This is a genomic window from Eikenella sp. HMSC061C02, from assembly GCF_001809035.1.
GTDB lineage: Bacteria > Pseudomonadota > Gammaproteobacteria > Burkholderiales > Neisseriaceae > Eikenella > Eikenella corrodens.
Map to the genome: position 1 here is coordinate 25,803 of NZ_KV795556.1, position 18,669 is coordinate 44,471.

Sequence of the window (18,669 nt, forward strand, 5' to 3'; positions counted from 1 at the left end):
TAAAATTTTTCGTTGTGAGGCCGTCTGAAAAAAGGCGGCGGCCTGCGGGCTGTTTTTCAGGCAGCCTGTTTTCAGACGGCCTTTTTGCTTTCAGGTAGCCCAATTATTCCGGCAGCTAGCACCACTTGTGCTCTTTCATCGGTTTGCCGTGTTCGATGTAGTGGACGAATTCGTCGCGGTAGTGCTTCATGAAGCCGCGCACGGGGAAGACGGCGGCATCGGCGAGGGCGCAGATGGTGCGGCCGGCCATGTTGTTGCCGATGCTTTCTAAGAGTTCGAGGTCTTCCATGCGGCCTTGGCCGTTTACGATGCGGTGGACGATGCGGTAGAGCCAGCCGGTGCCTTCGCGGCAGGGGGTGCATTGGCCGCAGGATTCTTCGAAGTAGAAGTAGCTCAATCTTTCCAATGCCTTAACCATGCACACGTCTTCATCCATCACGATAACCGCGCCGGAACCGAGCATGGAACCCGCTTTGGAGATGGCATCGTAGTCCATGGTGAGGGTCATCATCATGTCGCCGGGAATAACGGGCGAAGAGGAACCGCCCGGGATAACGGCTTTCAGCTTTTTACCACCGCGTACGCCGCCTGCCATGGCCAAAAGGTCGGCAAAGGGCGTGCCGAGCGGCACTTCGTAGTTACCCGGGCGTTCAACGTGGCCGGACACAGAGAAGAGTTTGGTGCCCCCTGCGCTGGGAATGCCTTTATCGGCAAAGGTTTGACCGCCGTCGCGGATGATAAACGGAACAGAGGCGAAAGTTTCGGTGTTGTTGATGGTGGTGGGTTTGCCGAACAAACCGAACGAAGCCGGGAACGGGGGCTTGAAGCGCGGCTGGCCTTTTTTGCCTTCGAGCGATTCAAGCAGCGCGGTTTCTTCACCGCAGATGTATGCGCCGTACCCGTGGTGGGCGAAGAGTTCGAAATCGAAGCCGCTGCCCAGGATGTTTTTGCCAAGGAAGCCTGCTTCCCGGGCTTCAGCCAGAGCGGCTTCAAAGCGTTGATAGCCTTCAAAGATTTCGCCGTGAATATAGTTGTAACCGGCACACGCGCCCATGGCATAGCCGCCGATAATCATGCCTTCAATTAAAGCATGCGGATTGAAACGGATGATATCGCGGTCTTTAAAGGTGCCGGGTTCGCCTTCGTCGGTGTTGCAGACGATGTATTTTTCACCGGGGAAGGAACGGGGCATGAAGCTCCATTTCAGGCCGGACGGGAAGCCGGCACCGCCGCGCCCGCGCAGGCCGGAAGTTTTGACTTCGGCAATCACGTCGTCTTGCGGCGTTTTTTCGGCCAGAATTTTACGCAGGGCGGTGTAGCCGCCGCGTTTGACGTATTCGTCCAGCGTCCAGCAATCGGGATTGGCGGTATCCACTTGGTCAAAAATCACGCCTGATTGGTAAATAGCCATTTTGGTGTGCCTATGTGTTTCGGTTTCTGCTGCGGCCTTGTCGGTTTCAGACGGCCTGTCAATATTGCGGTGTTTTTCAGGTAGCCTGTTAGGCCGTCTGAAAAGGGTTTTCTGTTTTCTTCCTGTTCGGTTTCGGGGCGGCCTGCGTTGGTTTTTCAGACGGCCTTTACGGTTTCAGGTAGCCTCTAACCCAATTCAGCGAGTTTAGCCTCAATCGCCTCTTCAGTCATGAAGCTGCACATTTTGTGGTTGTTCAGCAGCATCACGGGGGCATCGCCGCATGCACCCATGCACTCGCCTTCAACCAGGGTGAATTTGCCGTCGGGTGTGGTTTCGCCGTAGCCGATGCCGAGTTTTTTCTTTAGATATTCGCCGGCATCCACACCGCCGCGCAGGGCGCAAGGGAGGTTGGTGCAGACAGTGAGTTTGTATTTGCCGACAGGCTTGAGGTCGTACATATTGTAAAAGGTAGCAACTTCATAGGCCTGCACGGGAGGGATACCGATGTAGTCGGCAACAAATTCGATGGTTTCGGGGGCGAGCCAGCCTTTTTCGGTTTGCGCAATACGCAGTGCACCCATGATGGCGGAACGGTGGCGGTCAGCCGGGTATTTGGCCAGTTCGATATCGATTTGTTTCAAGGATTCTGCGGATAACATTAGCGGTCTACCTCTCCGAATACGATGTCTTGCGTGCCGATGATGGCAACGACGTCGGCCAGCATATGGCCTTTGGCCATTTCGTCCATGCCTTGCAGATGGGCGAAGCCGGGGGCGCGGATTTTCAGGCGGTAGGGTTTGTTGGCACCATCTGAAATAATGTAAACGCCGAATTCGCCTTTGGGGTGTTCCACGGCGGTATAGGTTTCGCCTTCGGGCACGTGCATGCCTTCAGTAAACAATTTGAAATGGTGAATCAGGTCTTCCATACCTGTTTTCATTTCGGTGCGTTTGGGCGGTGCGACTTTGTGGTCATCCACGATGACGGGGCCGGGATTAACACGCAGCCAATCAACACACTGCTGGATAATGCGCACGGATTGGCGCATTTCATTGATGCGGCAGAGATAGCGGTCGTAGCAGTCGCCGTTTACGCCAACAGGGATGTCGAAATCCATTTTATCGTAGACTTCGTAGGGTTCTTTTTTGCGCACGTCCCATTCAATGCCCGAACCACGCAGCATCACGCCGGTAAAGCCTTTTTGCAGGGCACGCTCGGGGGAAACCACGCCGATGCCGACAGTACGCTGTTTCCAGATGCGGTTATCAGTCAGCAGGGTTTCGAGGATGTCGATGCGGCCGGGGAATCGTTTACAGAAGGCTTCAATGAAGTCGAGCATGGTGCCTTCGCGGGCTTCGTTGAGCTCTTTCAACACTTTGGCATTGCGGAATTTGCTGGCTTCATATTTGGGCATGAAGTCGGGCAGGTCGCGGTATACGCCGCCGGGGCGGAAGTAGGCAGCGTGCATGCGCGCACCGGAAACGGCCTCATACAAATCCATCAGCTCTTCACGATCGCGGAAGGCATAGAGGATGGCAGTCATCGCACCGATGTCGAGGGCGTGCGAGCCGATGCCCATCAAGTGGTTGAGGATGCGGGTTACTTCCGCAAACATGGTGCGGATGTATTTGGCGCGAATGGGGATGTCGATGCCGAGCAGTTTTTCGATAGCGAGACAGTAGGCCTGTTCGTTTACCATCATGGAGACGTAGTCCAGTCTATCCATATACGGCAGGGCTTGCAGGTAGGTGCGGGTTTCGGCCAGTTTTTCGGTGCCGCGGTGCAGCAAGCCGATGTGCGGGTCGGCGCGGACGATGGTTTCGCCTTCCAGCTCCAAAATCATGCGTAATACGCCGTGGGCGGCAGGGTGCTGCGGGCCGAAGTTGATGGTGTAGTTTCTGAGTTTAGTGGCCACCGTAGTTCTCCTCGCGGACGACGCGCGGGGTAATTTCGCGCGGCTCGATGGTTACAGGCTGATAGATAACGCGTTTTTCGGTTTCGTCGTAACGCATTTCAACATAGCCGAAAATGGGGAAATCTTTGCGGAAGGGGTGGCCGACAAAGCCGTAGTCGGTAAGGATGCGGCGCAGGTCGGGGTGGTTTTCGAAAACGATGCCGTACATATCAAAGGCTTCACGTTCGTACCAGTCAGCACTGTTGTAAATATTGATAACGGATTGAACCAACGGGAAATCGTCGTTTTCCGCCCACACGCGCACGCGGATGCGCTGATTATTCTTCACAGATAACAGCTGACTGACCACAGCAAAGCGTTTACCGGACCAAGGTTCGTTTTTATAAGTACTGTAATCGACACCGCACAAATCCACCAAGAGCTCAAAGTGCATTTCTTCGTGGTCGCGCAGGATTTGCATAATATCGAGATAGTGTTCGGGGCGGCATTCGACAGTTACTTCATCCAAAGCCAACAATACTTTATCCGCCTTGCCATCCAAGATGCGCTGTGCCGCGCTGTATAAATCTTTCGGGTGCATGGTGCGCTCCTAGTTGCGGGCAATGGTGTAAGTGCGCTTAATTTTGCCCTGAAGCTGAATCAGGCCGTAAATCAAGGCTTCGGCAGTCGGCGGGCAGCCGGGCACATACACGTCTACCGGCACCACACGATCGCAACCGCGCACCACAGAATAGGAATAATGATAATAACCGCCGCCGTTGGCGCACGAACCCATCGACAACACCCAACGCGGCTCGGCCATCTGGTCGTACACGCGACGCAGGGCGGGTGCCATTTTATTGGTGAGCGTACCGGCCACAATCATCAAATCGGATTGGCGCGGTGACGGACGAAAAATAATACCGAAGCGGTCGAGGTCGTAACGCGCCATACCGGCATGCATCATCTCTACTGCGCAACAGGCCAAACCGAAAGTTACCGGCCACAGCGAGCCGGTACGCACATAGTTGAGCACGGTATCCGCGCTGGCGGTGATAAACCCCTTGTTCAGAATGCCTTCTACTCCCATTCCAGCGCTCCTTTTTTCCACTCGTATACAAAACCCACACCGAGCACAACGATGAAGACAAACATCGACCAGAAGGCAAACTGTCCCGACTGCGCCAGCAAATCTTTGAACACCACTGCCCACGGAATCATAAATGCCACTTCCAAATCAAACAGGATGAACAAAATCGCCACCAAGTAATAACGCACGTCAAACTTCATGCGCGCGTTTTCAAACGCCTCGAAGCCACACTCGAACGGCTGGTCTTTTTCGGCATAGTGACGTTTGGAGCCCAGCAGCGTGCCGAGCAGGATAAACAGCACACCAGCAATCAGGCCGACCAAAATAAAGACAAAAACGGGAAAATAGTTAGCCAACATGGTTTGCACTCGGAAATAGACATAAAAATGCAGGTAAAACCAACGCGTATTGTAACCAAATTTTTTTCCGTATTCAAAATAAACAGACTAAAAAGCACAATATTATCATTATATTATAATGATAATAATTTTCGATATTAAAATAGTGCTGGTAAGAATCACACCTCTTCACAGAGTTTTGATTTAAATCAATGCCATAAGTTTAGCCGTATAAAATATATGGATATGGAGCATGGTTTCCCAGCCGCAGGCTACCTGAAAGCAGTTTGTCGCCTCAGTGCAAAAGCGTGTAGAATGCGGCGGTTTGCTATTGATGCCAGATTGGGGCTTCAAATTTATGGATCCTTCCGGTTCCCAAAAGATTCTGTTTTACCTTATTTATTCTTCCTGATTTCTCCCGTGCGCCATTACCGTGATGCACGGTAAGGAGTGCGCATGCCTACCCTACTGCCCTCTTCCGAACAACCGCAGATCGACACCGGCCGTATTCACGAATTGGCCGATGCCCTGCTGCCCGTGTCCAACACCATCCGGCCCGACAGCGTGCTGGATAATCCCTATCTCAACAGCTGCCTGGCCGAACTCATCGAAATTCTGCACGAGCTGCATCCGGCCGATATTGCCGCCGTGCTTGAATCGCTGCCGCTGCAGTCGCGCTTATTGGTGTGGAAACTGGTGGAACCGGAGAGCGACGGCACCATTCTGCTTGAAGTATCTGATGCGGTTCGCGAATCTCTGATTGAAAACATGGAGCGGCAGGAAATCCTGGCCGCCGTGGAAGATATGGACGTGGACGACTTAGCCGAGCTGGCCGACGACCTGCCGCGCCAAGTCGTGGCCGAAGCCCTGCAATCATTGGATGAAGACGAACGCGCCAAAGTACAGGCCTCCATGTCGTTTGCCGACGACCAAGTGGGCGCCATCATGGACTTCGAGCTGGTGAGCATCCGTGCCGATGTTACCTGCGAAGTGGTGATGCGCTACCTACGCCGCTTCGAGAGCCTGCCCGACCACACCGACAAAATCTTTGTGGTCGACGAAAACGACGTCTTGCAAGGCGTGTTGCCCATCCGCAAGCTCCTCGTGGCCGACCCCGACGAAATCGTTGAGCACATCATGGCGCGCGACATTGTGCGCTTCCGCCCCGAAGACAACACCGAAGAAGCCGCGCAGGCGTTTGAGCGTTACGACTTGGTAACCGCGCCCGTGACCGATGCCGATGGTAAGCTTATCGGCCGCCTGACCGTGGACGAAATGGTGGACGTGATTCGTGAAGAAACCGAAGCGGATATGTTGAACATGGCCGGTTTGCAGGAAGACGAAGACCTGTTCGCTCCCGTGCTTGACTCCGTGAAAAACCGCTGGATGTGGCTGGCCGTGAACCTCTGCACCGCCTTTCTCGCCAGCCGTGTAATCGGCGCATTCGAAGGCAGCATTGCCCAAATTGTCGCCCTGGCCGCTCTAATGCCGATTGTGGCCGGTATCGGCGGTAACTCCGGCAACCAAACCATCACCATGATTGTGCGCGCTATGGCCATGGGGCAGCTTTCAGGTAGCCAGGCGCTGCACCTGTTGCGCAAAGAAGTGGGGGTGGCGCTGATCAACGGCGTGATTTGGGGCGGCGTGATGGGCGTGGTGGCCTGGCTGCTGTATAAAAACATCGGCATCGGCCTGGTGATGGTAGCCGCCATGACGCTAAACCTGCTGCTCGCCGCCACCGTGGGCGTGCTGATTCCGGTAATCATGGATAAACTCGGCCGCGATCCGGCACTGGGCAGCTCGGTACTGATTACCGCCGTTACCGACTCCGGCGGCTTCCTGATTTTCCTCGGACTGGCTACAATCTTTTTGCTTTAATACCCATCCATTAAAAATTTCAGGTAGCCTCTTGCCGCAACACAGAGGCTACCTGAAAGTTTAACAACAATATCTTAGTCCGCCATGCGGCTATCAAGCGCTTCAATTTTAAAAAGGCTACCTGAAAACCTTTCGGCACTTTCAGGTAGCCTTTCGCTTTACTACTCCAGTTTGACTACTGCCCCGTTTCCATCTTTGCTACTTCGTGCGGATTAAGGCGGGCCTGGTCTTCTTGCCCCAAGCCGACCAGTTGGCGCAGGCGGGTCATGTAGAGGTTTACATCCAGCCCCTGCCCGGTGCGTTGCGCGCTCCAAATGGTTTCGGCCAGCGCGTCCATCATATCGTGTTCGGCACGCACCCAGTCTCCGGCATAGCGGCCTTGCAGCTCGTGGTGGATGGCGCGGATGCCGGGCGGTTGGTCGATATCGCTTTGCTCTTGTATCGAAAGATGCAGCGACAGATGCAGGAAGGGATTGGTTTCGCCCTGCTCCGGCGTCCAGTTGTGGTCGAGATAGCGTTCGATATTGTCGAGATAATGGTGGTATTCGGGGTGGGCTTCGATGATGCGCAGGGCTTTTTGCTGGAGTCTGTCCAGTTGCAGCGGGGCAAGGCGTTGCCGCCATACGTCGGCAAAAAAGCGGCGCACGTCGTGGGTGTTTACGTCATACATTTTCAGGTAGCCTTTGGCACTTAATCGCGGATAACCAAGGTTTTGGCCAGCATATCCTGCCCGGTGCGGCGGTTACCGTCTTCCATAAACATCATCAGGATGCAGGCCGCGGCCACTACCAAGGAGAGCATACCACCGATAAGCGGGAGGAATTTCAGCAAGATAGCCAGCGGCAGCAAGATGGCGGCTTCGCGCAACAGAAGGTATTGCACCAGGCTGGGCTCGCTGCCGTCTTCGCCAATCACTCGGATGCCCATAATGCGTTTGCCCATGCTCTGCCCGCTATTGACCATCAACATGGCCTGCCCGACCACATAGGCAAGCATCGTGCCGTAGCCGATGAGGGCAGGATTGCCGAAATTGCGGTCCAACAGACTGCCGATTAGGCCGACAATGAAGCCGATGCCGACTGTAATCACCAGCATCATCAATAGGTTCAATGCCACAGCCGCTATCCGCCGCCACGGCGCCGCCAGCTCCACATTAATGCCGTCTTCATCAAACACTTCGTCTTCCAACACAGCAGAGCGGAAAACTTGTTTGATCTCTTCACCTATCTGACTATTGAAATTTGGTTTACGAAAATCCCGCATGATTTTTCCTTTCTAATTAGTCTGACGGTTTGCTTATGGGGCTACCTGAAAGCTGCCTCCCGCTGTTTTCAGGTAGCCTATAGCTGAAATACTTCATCTTCCTACTACGTTGGCTCGCCTTGCCGTACTGCTTGTACTGTCTGCGACTTGCCGCTGGTATGAAGAACTCGTTATTTCAACTCTAAAATGCTGCTACTGATAGCGCTGCCCATTATGTTCCAGCCAGCCATCCGCATGGCGGCCGGCCGGGTCGTGGTGCGTCCAGTGGATCACGCCGCCTTGGGCGTTATATTCGTATTCGCCGGAAAAGCCCACCGTGTCGCCGCGCTGCAAACGCGGAATACGCGGCGCGAGGTCGATATTGTGCGCCACCAATACGGTTTGGCCGTTGGAGAGTTTCATGATGAAACGCTGGTGGCGCGAGCCTTGAGTGTCGTCGGGCAGAGTGCGGTGCACTTTGCCGCTGCCGCTCACCTGCACATCGCTGCGCTGCTCGGCAAAGGCTTGGGCAATCAGTTCAGCGCCATCTGCTGCCGTCTTGGCAGAGGGTTGGGTAGCGTTTTGGCGTGGCGTACGCGCCTGCTCGACTACGGCGGTTTGCGGCCGTGCCGCGCCCTGCTCCGGCTTGGATTTTGACTGTTCGGCAAAGTGGAAATAGGCGGCGATGCCGAGCAACACCAAGAGCCACAGCCATTTGTTTTGTTTCTTATTCATTGTTGTTTGAATTAGTTAGCAGGCTACCTGAAAGTTTGAGCTTATGAAAGCTGCGTTTTAGCTTCGCAGAAACTCCGCGCCCTTCGGAAGCTCCGTTTTCAGGTAGCCTCAAACAGATTAATCGTCATGCCGCACATCGGGCAAGAGCAGGCTCAGCAGAATCGCCAGCAGTGCGCATAAGCCCACACCGGCAAAGCTGAAACTGCCCAGCTTCATTTCCATGCCGCCCACGCCCACGGTGAGCACCGAGCTCACAATCACCAGGTTTTTCGGCTGCATCAGGTTTACCTGCGCATCGATCAGCGTTTTCAGCCCCAGCGAAGCAATCGTGCCGAACAGCAGAATCATCACCCCGCCCATCACCGGCAGCGGAATCGAGGCCAGGAAAGCATTGAATTTGCCGAAAAATGCCATGCAGATGGCGAAGATGGCCGCCCAAGTCATGATGGCCGGATTGCTGTTTTTGGTGAGCATCACCGCGCCCGTTACCTCGCCGTAAGTGGTTACCGGCGGGCCGCCGATCAGGCCGGCCACGCACACGCCCAAGCCGTCGCCGGCCAGCGTTCTGTGCAGCCCCGGCTCGGCGGCATAATCCTTGCCGGTTACCTTGCCGATAGCCATGATGCCGCCGATATGCTCAATCGCCGGCGCAATCGCCACCGGCAGCATAAACAGCGCGGCCTGCCAATTCACCTGCGGAGAATGAAAATGCGGCACGGCAAACCACGGCGCGGCCGCAATCGGCGCGGTATCCACCATACCCATGGCTAAGGCCATCAAATAGCCGGCCGCCACCCCGATTAAAATCGGCACCAGCTTCATCATCTTGCTGCCGAACACCGCCACCATCACGGTTACCGCAAAGGTAAAGCCGGAAAGCAACAGCGAATGGGTGTAATCCAGCACCTGATTGCCGCCGGCCTGGCCCATCGCCATGCTGCTGGCCACCACCGCCACCGAAAGCCCGATCACCATAATCACCGGCCCGATCACAACCGGCGGCAGCAATCGGCTAACCATCGGCAGCCCGAAATACTTAATCAGCGCGGCAAACACAAAATACATAAAGCCCGCCGCAAACAACCCGAACATCGTGCCGCCCATGCCCCATTCCTGCATGGCATAGATAATCGGCGCGATAAACGCAAACGACGAACCCAGAAAAATCGGCACCTTGCGGCCGGTCAGCGCCTGAAACAGCAGCGTACCGATGCCCGCGCCCAACAGCGCCATCGCCGGGTTCAACCCTGTGAGCAGCGGCACCAGCACCATTGCGCCGAAGGCCACAAACAAAATCTGCGCCCCCGCCACTGCGGTTTTAAAAGATTGGAACATGTCTCCTCCTCGAAAAATTCAGTCGGCAAAACAGACTGGATTATACCCGAGAGCCTGTGCGTCCGCATCGCTTGGGCTACCTGAAAATATGAAAATCCTGCTGGCTCAAAACCACTCCGGCAAAAGGGAAGGCAAGACAATGCTGCAACCCAAGCCAAGTCAATCCGCCATATAGTTTTCAGGTAGCCTGCCATGCCGTTGGGAGGCTACCTGAAACCGGTAGGAACACACTGTGTCCCCCACACGTAGGCATACAAAAGGCTACCTGAAACTTTTAGCTGCGCAGCAACGGCGTTGCGTTTTCAGGTAGCCTTTGTTCACCGCTTCATTTCACACATCATAAGTGCCCACTGCATAAGCTTCGGCCAAGATATGCCCGCGCATGGCGAAGTGCAGGTCGTTGTAGCGGAAACCTTGCGGCAGGTTAAGCTTGGTGTCGAGCGCATACACAAACAATTCATAACGGTGGCGGCAGTTGGGCGGTGCCATGCCGCCATAAGCGGAGGCTTCTTCCAAATCGAGCTGCCCCAACACGCTGGCCCAGCTGTTAGCGCCCTGCACATAATCTTGTGCCGTTTGGCTGTCGTTTTCCGGCACGGAAGTGCGGGTGAGGTCGGCAATCAGCCAGTGCACCCACACGAAGCCGCTGGCGGTAATGGCATCTTTATCTTCCAACACCACGGCGAAAGATTGGGTTTCGGGCGGGGCATCGCTGATTTCAAACGGGATGGAATAAGTAGGCATGCCATTGGGGCTGAATTGGCTGCCACGTTTGCCGAAGCGGTCGGCGAATGCGCCGTTTTGGATGGCGGAAGTGCTGACTTTCATGGTAATTCCTCCGGTTAGGCTCTGGGATAACCGATTATAGCGAACACATGAATTTCTTCAAAATACATAAAGGCTACCTGAAAATCCGTTTTCAGGTAGCCTTAATCGCTGCGGGCAAAAAGTTGAAATTAGTTGCCGGTATCGGCAGCACAAATATCCAGATGCGGATCGATGCCGCCATCTGGCGAGGTGATGCCGGCGCAACCTAAAACAGTGTGGAAGATATTGTCGTGTGAAACCGCGCGCTCATCCTTAACAGCTTGTGCCACCCGTTCGGCTAGCACTTTGCCCTCGGGGCTTTGCCGATAGCTTTCGGAAAACCACACCACAAAAGGGATGGAGAACTGCTCTTTGGGCGCGATATTCACTGGCTTGCCGTGGAAATAATCGCCGTTTTCGCCCAGCGATTCGCCGTGGTCGGACACGTAAATCAGCAGCGCCCGCTTATCGGACAGCGATTTGATGGTTTCCGCCAGCAGTTCGTCCACACCCAGCACCGTGTTGTCGTAGGCATTGTCTAATTCGGCCTTGCTGCAATGCGATACATCGGGGTTGGTGCAATAGGGAGTGAACACGCGGTGGTGCGGCGGGATGCGGTCAGCATAAGTTTGATGCGAACCCAAAGTGTGCAGCACCAACAGCATTTTGCCGCCGCGATACTGCGCCACCGATTGCCGCATATAAGGCAACAGCGCCGCATCCCAGGCACCGGATTGCTGCTCGGCCACAATTTGGTATTTACTCACCAGCCTGTCGTAGCCCATATAACTGTAGAAACCGGACAGGGTTTGCAGCGAATAGATTTCGCTACGATAGCCCAATGAGCGGAACACCTCGCCAAATGAGGATTGGCGCGGGGTGCGGTCGGGGCTGCTTTTCAACATGGGCGAAGAAAGGCAATTGAGCGAATTTACAGTCAGCGTGTCGCAAGATTGGGCATTTTTGAAGCTGTAAAGATTGGGAATGGCGGCAAGCTGCGGGTTGGTGTTGCGCGAGTAGCCATTGAGCGAAAAACGGTCGCCACGCGTGCTTTCGCCAATCACAAACACTACCAGCAAATCGTCTTTTTGATCGAGATAACGGTATTTCTGCGGCATCCGTTCCACTCCGGCATAATTGCGCTTCATATCCCGAACAGATTTGCGCGCCCTCTGGCCGTTGTAATACACATCCAAAGGAGAAAAGCGCAGCACATCGCCCATAAAGCGGCTGTCGCGGATGCTGCCTTTGCCGCGGAAGTGGTAGCCCTTATATTGAAACAGGCCGAACACCGCCAGCAGTGCCGCCAATGAAGCCAAGCCGCAGCAGGCCAGGTGCCGGCGCCAGCCCACCTGCCGAATGCGCTGCCGCCACAACAGCAGTACCGGCAACAAGCCGAACACCAGCACAAAACACGCCGACTTTACTGAAATCATTTCTGCCGTCAAATCATTTTCACTGATGAGCGCGCTGAGCAAGATATCTTCAGTAATCAAGATGCGGTATTGGCTTTTGGCAAACACCGCCACCGAACCCGCCAGCAGGTTCAGCGTCCAAAATAATTTGAATGGCCATCGGTGCACTAATGCCAGCAGCCAACCCAGCGCCAGCAGCACCAACGCGGGCCACACCGCTGCTTGAATTTCCACCATTCCATGATTGGAAAACAGGTTTAATGCAAACAAATACAGCGTAAGCACAATATTGAGTGCAAACAGGGAAACGGGCGAGCGCATTATCTTCATCATGGTAAAGGCTACCTGAAAACAAAACGGCAGATTTTACTACAAAGCCGCACAGCCTTGTCTGCCGACGCACCTATAGCGTCGCACTTCATACTCAGACAGCCTGTGGAAGCGTTGTTTGGAAACCAAAAGGCTACCTGAAAGTTTCAGGTAGCCTTTCTTAGTGCTAACAGGCAGCTGCAAGCTTAATATTTCACCAGCACCGCACCCCAGGCGAAGCCGCCGCCGATGCCTTCCAAAAGCAGGGTATGGCCGCGCTGGATGCTGCCTTGGCGTACACCCCAGTCGAGGGCGAGGGGGATGGAGGCAGCGGAGGTGTTACCGTGATCCTGCACAGTAAGCACCACTTTGTCCATGCCGAGCTTGAGGTGTTTGGCGGTGCTTTCCAGAATGCGGTAGTTAGCCTGGTGCGGCACCAGCCAATCGATTTGCTCAGGAGTGAGGCCGGCTTCGGCAATCACGTCTTCGGCCACTTTGGCCAGCGCTTTCACGGCGAATTTGAATACGCCGGGGCCGTCCATCTGTAAAAACGGTGTGCCGCAAACAGCACCGTTGGCAATCTGGCCGGGGGTTTGCAGCAGGTAGCCGTAGTTGCCGTCGGCCAAGAGTTTGCTGTGCAGGATGCCTGGCTCGTCGGATGCACCGAGCACCACGGCGCCGGCGCCGTCGCCGAACAGCACGCAGGTGCGGCGGTCGGTCCAGTCCATGATGCGGCTGAACACATCGGCGCCGATGACCAAGGCTTTTTTGGCCATACCGCTTTTAATGTAGGCATTGGCGGTGGTGATGGCATACATAAAGCCGGCACACACGGCCTGCACGTCGAACGCGGGGCAGCCGCTGATACCGAGCTTCTGCTGCACGATGGTGGCAGTGGCGGGGAACTGCATATCGGGCGTGGAAGTGGCCACGACAATCAAATCAATTTCGGCTGCATCCACCCCTGCGGCTTCCAGCGCGTTTTGCGCGGCGGCTACAGCCAAGTCGCTGCATTTTTCGTTGTCGGCGGCGATATGGCGGGTTTTGATGCCAGTACGGGTGGTAATCCACTCGTCTGAAGTGTCTACAATTTTGGCCAGGTCGTGGTTGCTGAGTGTTTTGGCCGGCAGGTAGCTGCCGGTGCCGAGGATTTTGGCGTAGGTCATGAGTGTGTCACTTTAGAGTTAATCTACTGCTGGGAAACGGCGTATTTTAAAGATTTCCGACGGGTTTGTCTCATGATTTATCCAAACTTCATGCGAAATACCGCCATTGCATATGCCTTTTTAATATAAAGATACAAAAACAAATTATTTGTTTGCCTGCGGCTTTGCCATTATCATGCGCACCGTATCCAATTCACACTTCACAGGAGCACCTAATGAGCAATATCGCCAACAACATCGTTGATTTAATCGGCAACACCCCGCTGGTTTACCTCAACCGCCTCACCGAAGGCCTGCCCGGCAAAGTAGCCGCCAAACTGGAATACTTCAACCCCGGCAGCAGCGTGAAAGACCGCATTGCCATCTCCATGATCCGCGCCGCCGAAGCAGCCGGCCAAATCAAACCCGACACCATTATTGTGGAGGCCACCAGCGGCAACACCGGTATCGGCCTGGCTATGGTTTGCGCCGCCTTGGGCTACAAACTGGTCATCACCATGCCGGAAACCATGAGTAAAGAGCGCAAAATGCTGCTGCGCGCCTACGGTGCCGAGCTTATCCTCACCCCCGGCGCAGAAGGCATGCCCGGCGCCATCGCCCGCGCCCAAGCACTGGTAGACGCCAACCCCGGCCAATACTTTATGCCGCGCCAGTTCGACAACCCTGCCAACCCCGAAATCCACCGCCGCACCACCGCCGAAGAAATTTGGCGCGACACCGACGGCCAAGTTGATATTTTCGTTTCTGGCGTGGGCACCGGTGGCACGCTCACCGGCGTGGGCGAAGTGCTGAAAAAACACAAACCCTCACTGCAAGCCTATGCAGTTGAGCCCGCCGCCTCCCCCGTATTGAGCGGCGGCGAAAAAGGCCCGCACCCGATTCAGGGCTTGGGCGCAGGCTTCGTGCCGCAAACCCTGAATACCGAAATCTACGACGGCGTGATTACCGTGGCCAACCAAGCCGCCTTCGATACCGCCCGCGATGCCGCCGCCAAAGAAGGCCTCTTGGTGGGCATCTCTTCCGGCGCCGCCATCTGGGCTGCCTTGGAGCTGGCGAAAAAACCGGAAAACAAAGACAAACTCATCGTAGTGGTGCTGCCTTCCAACGGCGAACGCTATCTTTCCACCCCGCTGTTTGAAGACCTCGCCTCCTAAGGCAATCCAACGCCAAAAGCCGCAGCCATGCGGCTTTTCTTGCATCTCTAATCTGCCAGCGTGTTGTAAATTTGTCGGGAAAGCCGCCAAAAACTTGCCCCGACGCTCGATTTTCCCTATAGTTAACCGCATTAATGGAACTGTTACCTTAAGTCAAAACATGAAAAAATATATCCCCATCCTCCTCGTTGCCGGCCTGCTCGGCGGCTGTAACCTCATTTCTTCCCCCAACAACACACGCCAAAACACACAGGCCTCACCCCGGTACACCCTAGCTGCCAGCCACTGGGGCGATGTGGCTAAAATCCGTAATGAGGCCACCCGTTTGGGCTACGAAGTAAACAAAGGCCGCATGACCAAAACCCAGGCCGCGCAGCAGCTCAACCGCTTCCGCATCAACTTGGTTGGCCGCAACAGCGTGGACGACAGCATGTATGAAGTCTACCTGCGCTCTGCCGTACAAAGCCAACAAGGCCGTATTACGCCCGAACAATCTAAAATCTTCGTGCGCAACGCGCTGCAAGGCTGGCAGCAACGTTGGCCCAATATGCAAAACCGCCCGGCTAACCCCGCGTTCACCAACTTCCTGATGGAAGTGATGAATATGCAGCCGCTGAAATAAGCTTGCCAGCATCAGCAAAGGCTACCTGAAAACTTCAGGTAGCCTTTTTCCTATTCCAATTCCTGCTATGTTTACACCGGTGTTTTCTTCCGATAATAGCGCCGATACACCATCCAGCCATACCCCGCCAGCACCGGCAGCGCGGCGAAGATCAGCTTAAACGTCCAGCCCGCATACCAAGGCAGGGCTGAAACCGCAGCTGCGGCATCCTGCTGCAACAAGCCCACCGGTAGCGATTGTTCGCCGCGGGCATCGAAATACGGCCACCAGCAAGCGGCCAGCAGGCCGAGCAGGCAGGGCCACAGCCAGGCCGCGCGGTTGCGTTGCCACAGCAAAAACGCCGGCAGCAGCACAATCAACGTGAGCGCCGCCACCAGTAGCGCGGTTTGCCCCTGCGCGCCGAAATAGGATGCCGCCGCATAAGTCAGCACCACAAACAGCGCGCCCAGCACCGCCATAATCACTTCTTCCGGCCTTTTCAATATCGACATGGTGTGTTCTCCGTAACAAAATCAATTTAGGCAAAATATACTGCAAAGCTGGTGCAGCCGCCAGTTTCTTGCGGCATAAATACCGTTTTTCCAATCATCAAACGGCATTTTCGCTTTATTGAAACTTGGCTTTCAGGTAGCCGCATCGGCTTAATCAAAGGCTACCTGAAAATTGATGCCGAGCCTCTTTCAGGTAGCCTGCCGCCCTATTCTTCCCCTTCTTTGGCCGCCAGATGCCAGCGCACGCCCGCGTCGTCCAGTTTCTTGCACAGGCCGGCGCTGGGCGGCTCGTCGGTGAACAGGGCGTGAAATTCGGTTACGTCGCCTATGCGCACCAAGGCGTTGCGGCCGAATTTGCTGTGGTCCACGGCCAGGTAGCAGTGGCGGGCGTTGGCCATCATGGCCTGCATCACGCTCACTTCTTTGTAGTCGAAATCGAGCAGCGAGCCGTCGGCTTCGATGCCGGAGGCGCCAAGGATGGCGTAATCCACTTTGAATTGGTTGATGAAATCGATGGTGGCCACGCCGGTGATGCCGCCGTCCACCGGCCGCACCACGCCGGAGGTGATGATGACGGTGTAGTCCGGCCGGCCGGACACGATGGAGGCAACGTGGATATTGTTGGTGATGATGCACAGGTTTTTATGGTTTTTCACCAGCGCGAGCGCCACGGCTTCAATGGTGGTGCCGATGCTCATAAACAGGGAAACATTGTCGGGTATGTGCTCGGCAATCAGGTCGGCAATGTGGGCTTTTTCGCTTTGCAGCTTGTTTTTGCGCGTGTCGTAGTCTTCGTTTTGCACGCTGCTGCCGGGTGCGGCGCCGCCGTGGTAGCGGCGCAGAATATTGTGTTCGCACAAAACGTTGATGTCGCGGCGGATGGTTTGCGGGGTCACGCTTAGGCTGCGCGCCAGCTCTTCCACCGACATAAAGCCGTGGTCGTGCACAAGCCGGGCGATTTTCTGCCGGCGGGGGGTGCGGTGCGGCATGGTTACTCTATCTTCTTTATTGATTGGAAATGGTTTGGCTGAGGCTTTCAGGTAGCCTCACTTGATTAGTCTGCCTCAAGCTGCGAAGGTATGCTCCGGCGCAGGATAGGTTTTCTCCTTCACTTCGCGCACATAAGCCGCCACTGCCGCCTGAATGCTATCTTGCCCCTGCATGAAGTTTTTCACAAACTTCGCCGTTTGGCCGGGGAACACGCCGAGCATATCGTGCATCACCAGCACCTGCCCGTCGCAATCCACACCTGCGCCGATGCCGATGGTGGGGCAGGCCAGCGTTTCGGTAATCTGTTTGCCCAGAGCGGCAGGCACGCATTCCATCAGCACCACTGCCGCGCCGGCTTTTTCGTGCGCCAGCGCATCGTTCAGCAACGCCTGCGCCGCCACATCGCCCTTGCCCTGCACCTTATAGCCGCCAAACACATGCACCGACTGCGGCGTGAGCCCGATGTGCGCGCACACCGGAATGCCGCGCAACTGCAGAAACTCGGTGGTTTCCGCCATCCAGGCGCCGCCTTCCAGCTTCACCATATGCGCCCCTGCCGCCATCAGTTCGGCCGCAGCGGCAAAAGCCTGCTCCTTGCTCTGCTGGTAGGCGCCAAACGGCAAATCGCTCACGATCAGCGCATTGCTGCTGCCGCGCGCCACCGCCGCCGTGTGGTAGCACATATCGGCCAGGCTCACCGGCAGGGTGGATTTCTGCCCCTGCACCGTCATGCCCAGCGAATCGCCCACCAACAGCATATCCACTTCCGCCGCATCCATCAGCGCGGCAAAGCTGGCTTCGTAGCAGGTGAGCATGGCGATTTTCTCGCCCTCGCGCTTCATTTTGCGCAAAGTGTTCACAGTAATCACGGCATTTCCTTATTCACAATCAGATGGCGCGCAAGGCTACCTGAAAACCTGAGCGCAGGCAAACCCGAAGTGTTTTCAGGTAGCCTTCGGCATGGCTGTTCCCTATAATCACCCTGCCCCAATCCACAGGAAAACGCTTATGAAGAAAATCGCCCTCCTCCTGCCCGCCCTGCTGGCCGGCCTCAGCCTTGCCCCTGCACTCGCCGAGCCGCTCAACTACAACCTGCTCAAATTCAGCGAAACCGCCAGCCGCACCGTGCCCAACAATTGGATGACCGTGCACCTGAAAGTTTCCTCCACCCACGCCAATCCCGCCCAGGCTGCCGCCGAAACCACGCGCCGCTTAAACATCCTGCAAAGCCGCGCCCGCCGCCTCTCCGGCGCAGAAGTGGAGCTGGAAAGCCGCCACGCCTACCAAAGTTACCGCAACGGCGCACGCCCTTGGGAAGACATCGCCGTCTTGCGCGTTTCCGGCAGCGATTTCCAAGCCATCGGCAAGCTGATTGCCGAAAGCAGTAACGAAGCCGCCATCAACGACATCGGCTTCTCGCTCAAGCCGGAAAGCCGCCGCCAAATTGAAGAAAGCCTTGCCATCGAAGCCCTGCAGAACTTCCGCAAACGCGCCGACACCCTCAGCCGCAGCATGGGCGGCAGCGGCTACCGCGTGGTGGAAGTATCGTTGCAGCAAAACGAACAAACCCTGGCCGTTCCCGCAATGGCACGCGCCGCCGCCTATGAAAAAGCAGGCAGCCCCGAGCCCGTGTTCGACAGCCCGGGCAGCAGCACCGTGCAGCAAACCGCAAACGGCACAATCCAGTATTGAATACAGAAAACCCTAGCCGGCGTGTGCCTAACACGATCAGGCTACCTGAAAACCAAACCGCACCGTATTGCCACGGTGCGGTTTGCTCTATCCGGCTCGG

At 55.8% G+C, this 18,669-nt stretch carries 20 protein-coding genes; 4 read left to right on the plus strand and 16 right to left on the minus strand.

The genetic code is table 11. From position 1 onward, the window contains the following. Positions 1-115 precede the first annotated feature (115 nt). The 6 genes from nuoF to ndhC form a co-directional block, all read right to left on the minus strand. A complete protein-coding gene (gene nuoF / locus HMPREF2541_RS06615; protein WP_070542466.1) occupies positions 116-1,411 on the minus strand; it encodes an NADH-quinone oxidoreductase subunit NuoF in 1,296 nt (431 codons plus the stop codon). Between the two features lie 185 nt (positions 1,412-1,596). Further along, positions 1,597-2,070 (minus strand): NADH-quinone oxidoreductase subunit NuoE, encoded by a 474-nt coding sequence (nuoE, locus tag HMPREF2541_RS06620; protein ID WP_070542468.1) that lies wholly within the window; start codon positions 2,068-2,070, stop codon positions 1,597-1,599. Continuing rightward, complete coding sequence (nuoD, locus tag HMPREF2541_RS06625; protein ID WP_070542470.1) at positions 2,070-3,326, minus strand: NADH dehydrogenase (quinone) subunit D; 1,257 nt, start codon at positions 3,324-3,326, stop codon at positions 2,070-2,072. The genes nuoE and nuoD overlap by 1 nt, the downstream gene beginning before the upstream one ends. Beyond that, positions 3,316-3,906, minus strand: a complete 591-nt coding sequence (locus tag HMPREF2541_RS06630; RefSeq protein WP_070542472.1) for an NADH-quinone oxidoreductase subunit C — start codon at positions 3,904-3,906, stop codon at positions 3,316-3,318. Before HMPREF2541_RS06630 ends, nuoD begins: the two co-directional genes overlap by 11 nt. A 9-nt stretch (positions 3,907-3,915) precedes the next feature. Continuing rightward, positions 3,916-4,395: a NuoB/complex I 20 kDa subunit family protein gene (locus HMPREF2541_RS06635; RefSeq protein ID WP_003771161.1), complete on the minus strand. Its 480-nt coding sequence runs from the start codon at positions 4,393-4,395 to the stop codon at positions 3,916-3,918. Next, complete coding sequence (gene ndhC, locus HMPREF2541_RS06640; protein WP_003822950.1) at positions 4,386-4,754, minus strand: NADH-quinone oxidoreductase subunit A; 369 nt, start codon at positions 4,752-4,754, stop codon at positions 4,386-4,388. The genes HMPREF2541_RS06635 and ndhC overlap by 10 nt, the downstream gene beginning before the upstream one ends. A gap of 435 nt (positions 4,755-5,189) precedes the next feature. Here ndhC and mgtE point away from each other — a divergent pair, with 435 nt between their 5' ends. Beyond that, on the plus strand, positions 5,190-6,611 hold the full coding sequence (gene mgtE, locus HMPREF2541_RS06645; RefSeq protein ID WP_003822954.1) for a magnesium transporter: 1,422 nt from the start codon (positions 5,190-5,192) through the stop codon (positions 6,609-6,611). A gap of 175 nt (positions 6,612-6,786) precedes the next feature. Here the strand turns inward: mgtE and HMPREF2541_RS06650 are convergent, their stop codons facing one another. The 7 genes from HMPREF2541_RS06650 to HMPREF2541_RS06680 all read right to left on the minus strand — a co-directional run bounded on the left by HMPREF2541_RS06650 (position 6,787) and on the right by HMPREF2541_RS06680 (position 13,620). Then, on the minus strand, positions 6,787-7,281 hold the full coding sequence (locus HMPREF2541_RS06650) for a DUF1841 family protein (RefSeq protein ID WP_070542474.1): 495 nt from the start codon (positions 7,279-7,281) through the stop codon (positions 6,787-6,789). Between the two features lie 20 nt (positions 7,282-7,301). Continuing rightward, complete coding sequence (locus HMPREF2541_RS06655; protein ID WP_070542476.1) at positions 7,302-7,874, minus strand: RDD family protein; 573 nt, start codon at positions 7,872-7,874, stop codon at positions 7,302-7,304. Between the two features lie 192 nt (positions 7,875-8,066). Beyond that, entirely contained in the window at positions 8,067-8,588 is a 522-nt protein-coding gene (locus HMPREF2541_RS06660; protein ID WP_049258292.1) for a DUF3465 domain-containing protein, read from the minus strand. 117 nt (positions 8,589-8,705) lie between these two features. After that, on the minus strand, positions 8,706-9,923 hold the full coding sequence (locus HMPREF2541_RS06665; protein ID WP_003822960.1) for a uracil-xanthine permease family protein: 1,218 nt from the start codon (positions 9,921-9,923) through the stop codon (positions 8,706-8,708). 330 nt (positions 9,924-10,253) lie between these two features. Continuing rightward, the gene (locus tag HMPREF2541_RS06670; protein WP_003822962.1) at positions 10,254-10,751 is read right to left on the minus strand and encodes a YbhB/YbcL family Raf kinase inhibitor-like protein; all 498 of its coding nucleotides are present in this window, start codon (positions 10,749-10,751) and stop codon (positions 10,254-10,256) included. A 128-nt stretch (positions 10,752-10,879) separates the two neighbouring features. Next, on the minus strand, positions 10,880-12,478 hold the full coding sequence (locus tag HMPREF2541_RS06675) for a phosphoethanolamine transferase (protein ID WP_070542478.1): 1,599 nt from the start codon (positions 12,476-12,478) through the stop codon (positions 10,880-10,882). A 182-nt stretch (positions 12,479-12,660) separates the two neighbouring features. Beyond that, positions 12,661-13,620 (minus strand): beta-ketoacyl-ACP synthase III, encoded by a 960-nt coding sequence (locus tag HMPREF2541_RS06680; protein WP_070542480.1) that lies wholly within the window; start codon positions 13,618-13,620, stop codon positions 12,661-12,663. Positions 13,621-13,835: 215 nt separating this feature from the next. Between HMPREF2541_RS06680 and cysK the strand changes: the two genes are divergently transcribed. Together cysK and HMPREF2541_RS06690 are read left to right on the plus strand one after the other, a co-directional pair. After that, a complete protein-coding gene (cysK, locus tag HMPREF2541_RS06685) occupies positions 13,836-14,774 on the plus strand; it encodes a cysteine synthase A (RefSeq protein WP_064087875.1) in 939 nt (312 codons plus the stop codon). Positions 14,775-14,934: 160 nt separating this feature from the next. After that, a complete protein-coding gene (locus HMPREF2541_RS06690) occupies positions 14,935-15,396 on the plus strand; it encodes a hypothetical protein (protein ID WP_003822968.1) in 462 nt (153 codons plus the stop codon). 71 nt (positions 15,397-15,467) lie between these two features. Here the strand turns inward: HMPREF2541_RS06690 and HMPREF2541_RS06695 are convergent, their stop codons facing one another. From HMPREF2541_RS06695 to panB, 3 genes are all read right to left on the minus strand, one after another. Next, positions 15,468-15,887 carry a hypothetical protein gene (locus tag HMPREF2541_RS06695; RefSeq protein WP_081253450.1) on the minus strand — a complete coding sequence of 140 codons (420 nt, stop codon included), beginning with the start codon at positions 15,885-15,887 and terminating at the stop codon, positions 15,468-15,470. A gap of 206 nt (positions 15,888-16,093) precedes the next feature. Then, complete coding sequence (locus HMPREF2541_RS06700; RefSeq protein ID WP_070542482.1) at positions 16,094-16,876, minus strand: DeoR/GlpR family DNA-binding transcription regulator; 783 nt, start codon at positions 16,874-16,876, stop codon at positions 16,094-16,096. Positions 16,877-16,951: 75 nt separating this feature from the next. After that, on the minus strand, positions 16,952-17,746 hold the full coding sequence (gene panB / locus HMPREF2541_RS06705) for a 3-methyl-2-oxobutanoate hydroxymethyltransferase (RefSeq protein ID WP_070542484.1): 795 nt from the start codon (positions 17,744-17,746) through the stop codon (positions 16,952-16,954). Between the two features lie 139 nt (positions 17,747-17,885). Between panB and HMPREF2541_RS06710 the strand changes: the two genes are divergently transcribed. Further along, positions 17,886-18,569 (plus strand): SIMPL domain-containing protein, encoded by a 684-nt coding sequence (locus tag HMPREF2541_RS06710; RefSeq protein WP_070542486.1) that lies wholly within the window; start codon positions 17,886-17,888, stop codon positions 18,567-18,569. Positions 18,570-18,669: the final 100 nt, after the last annotated feature.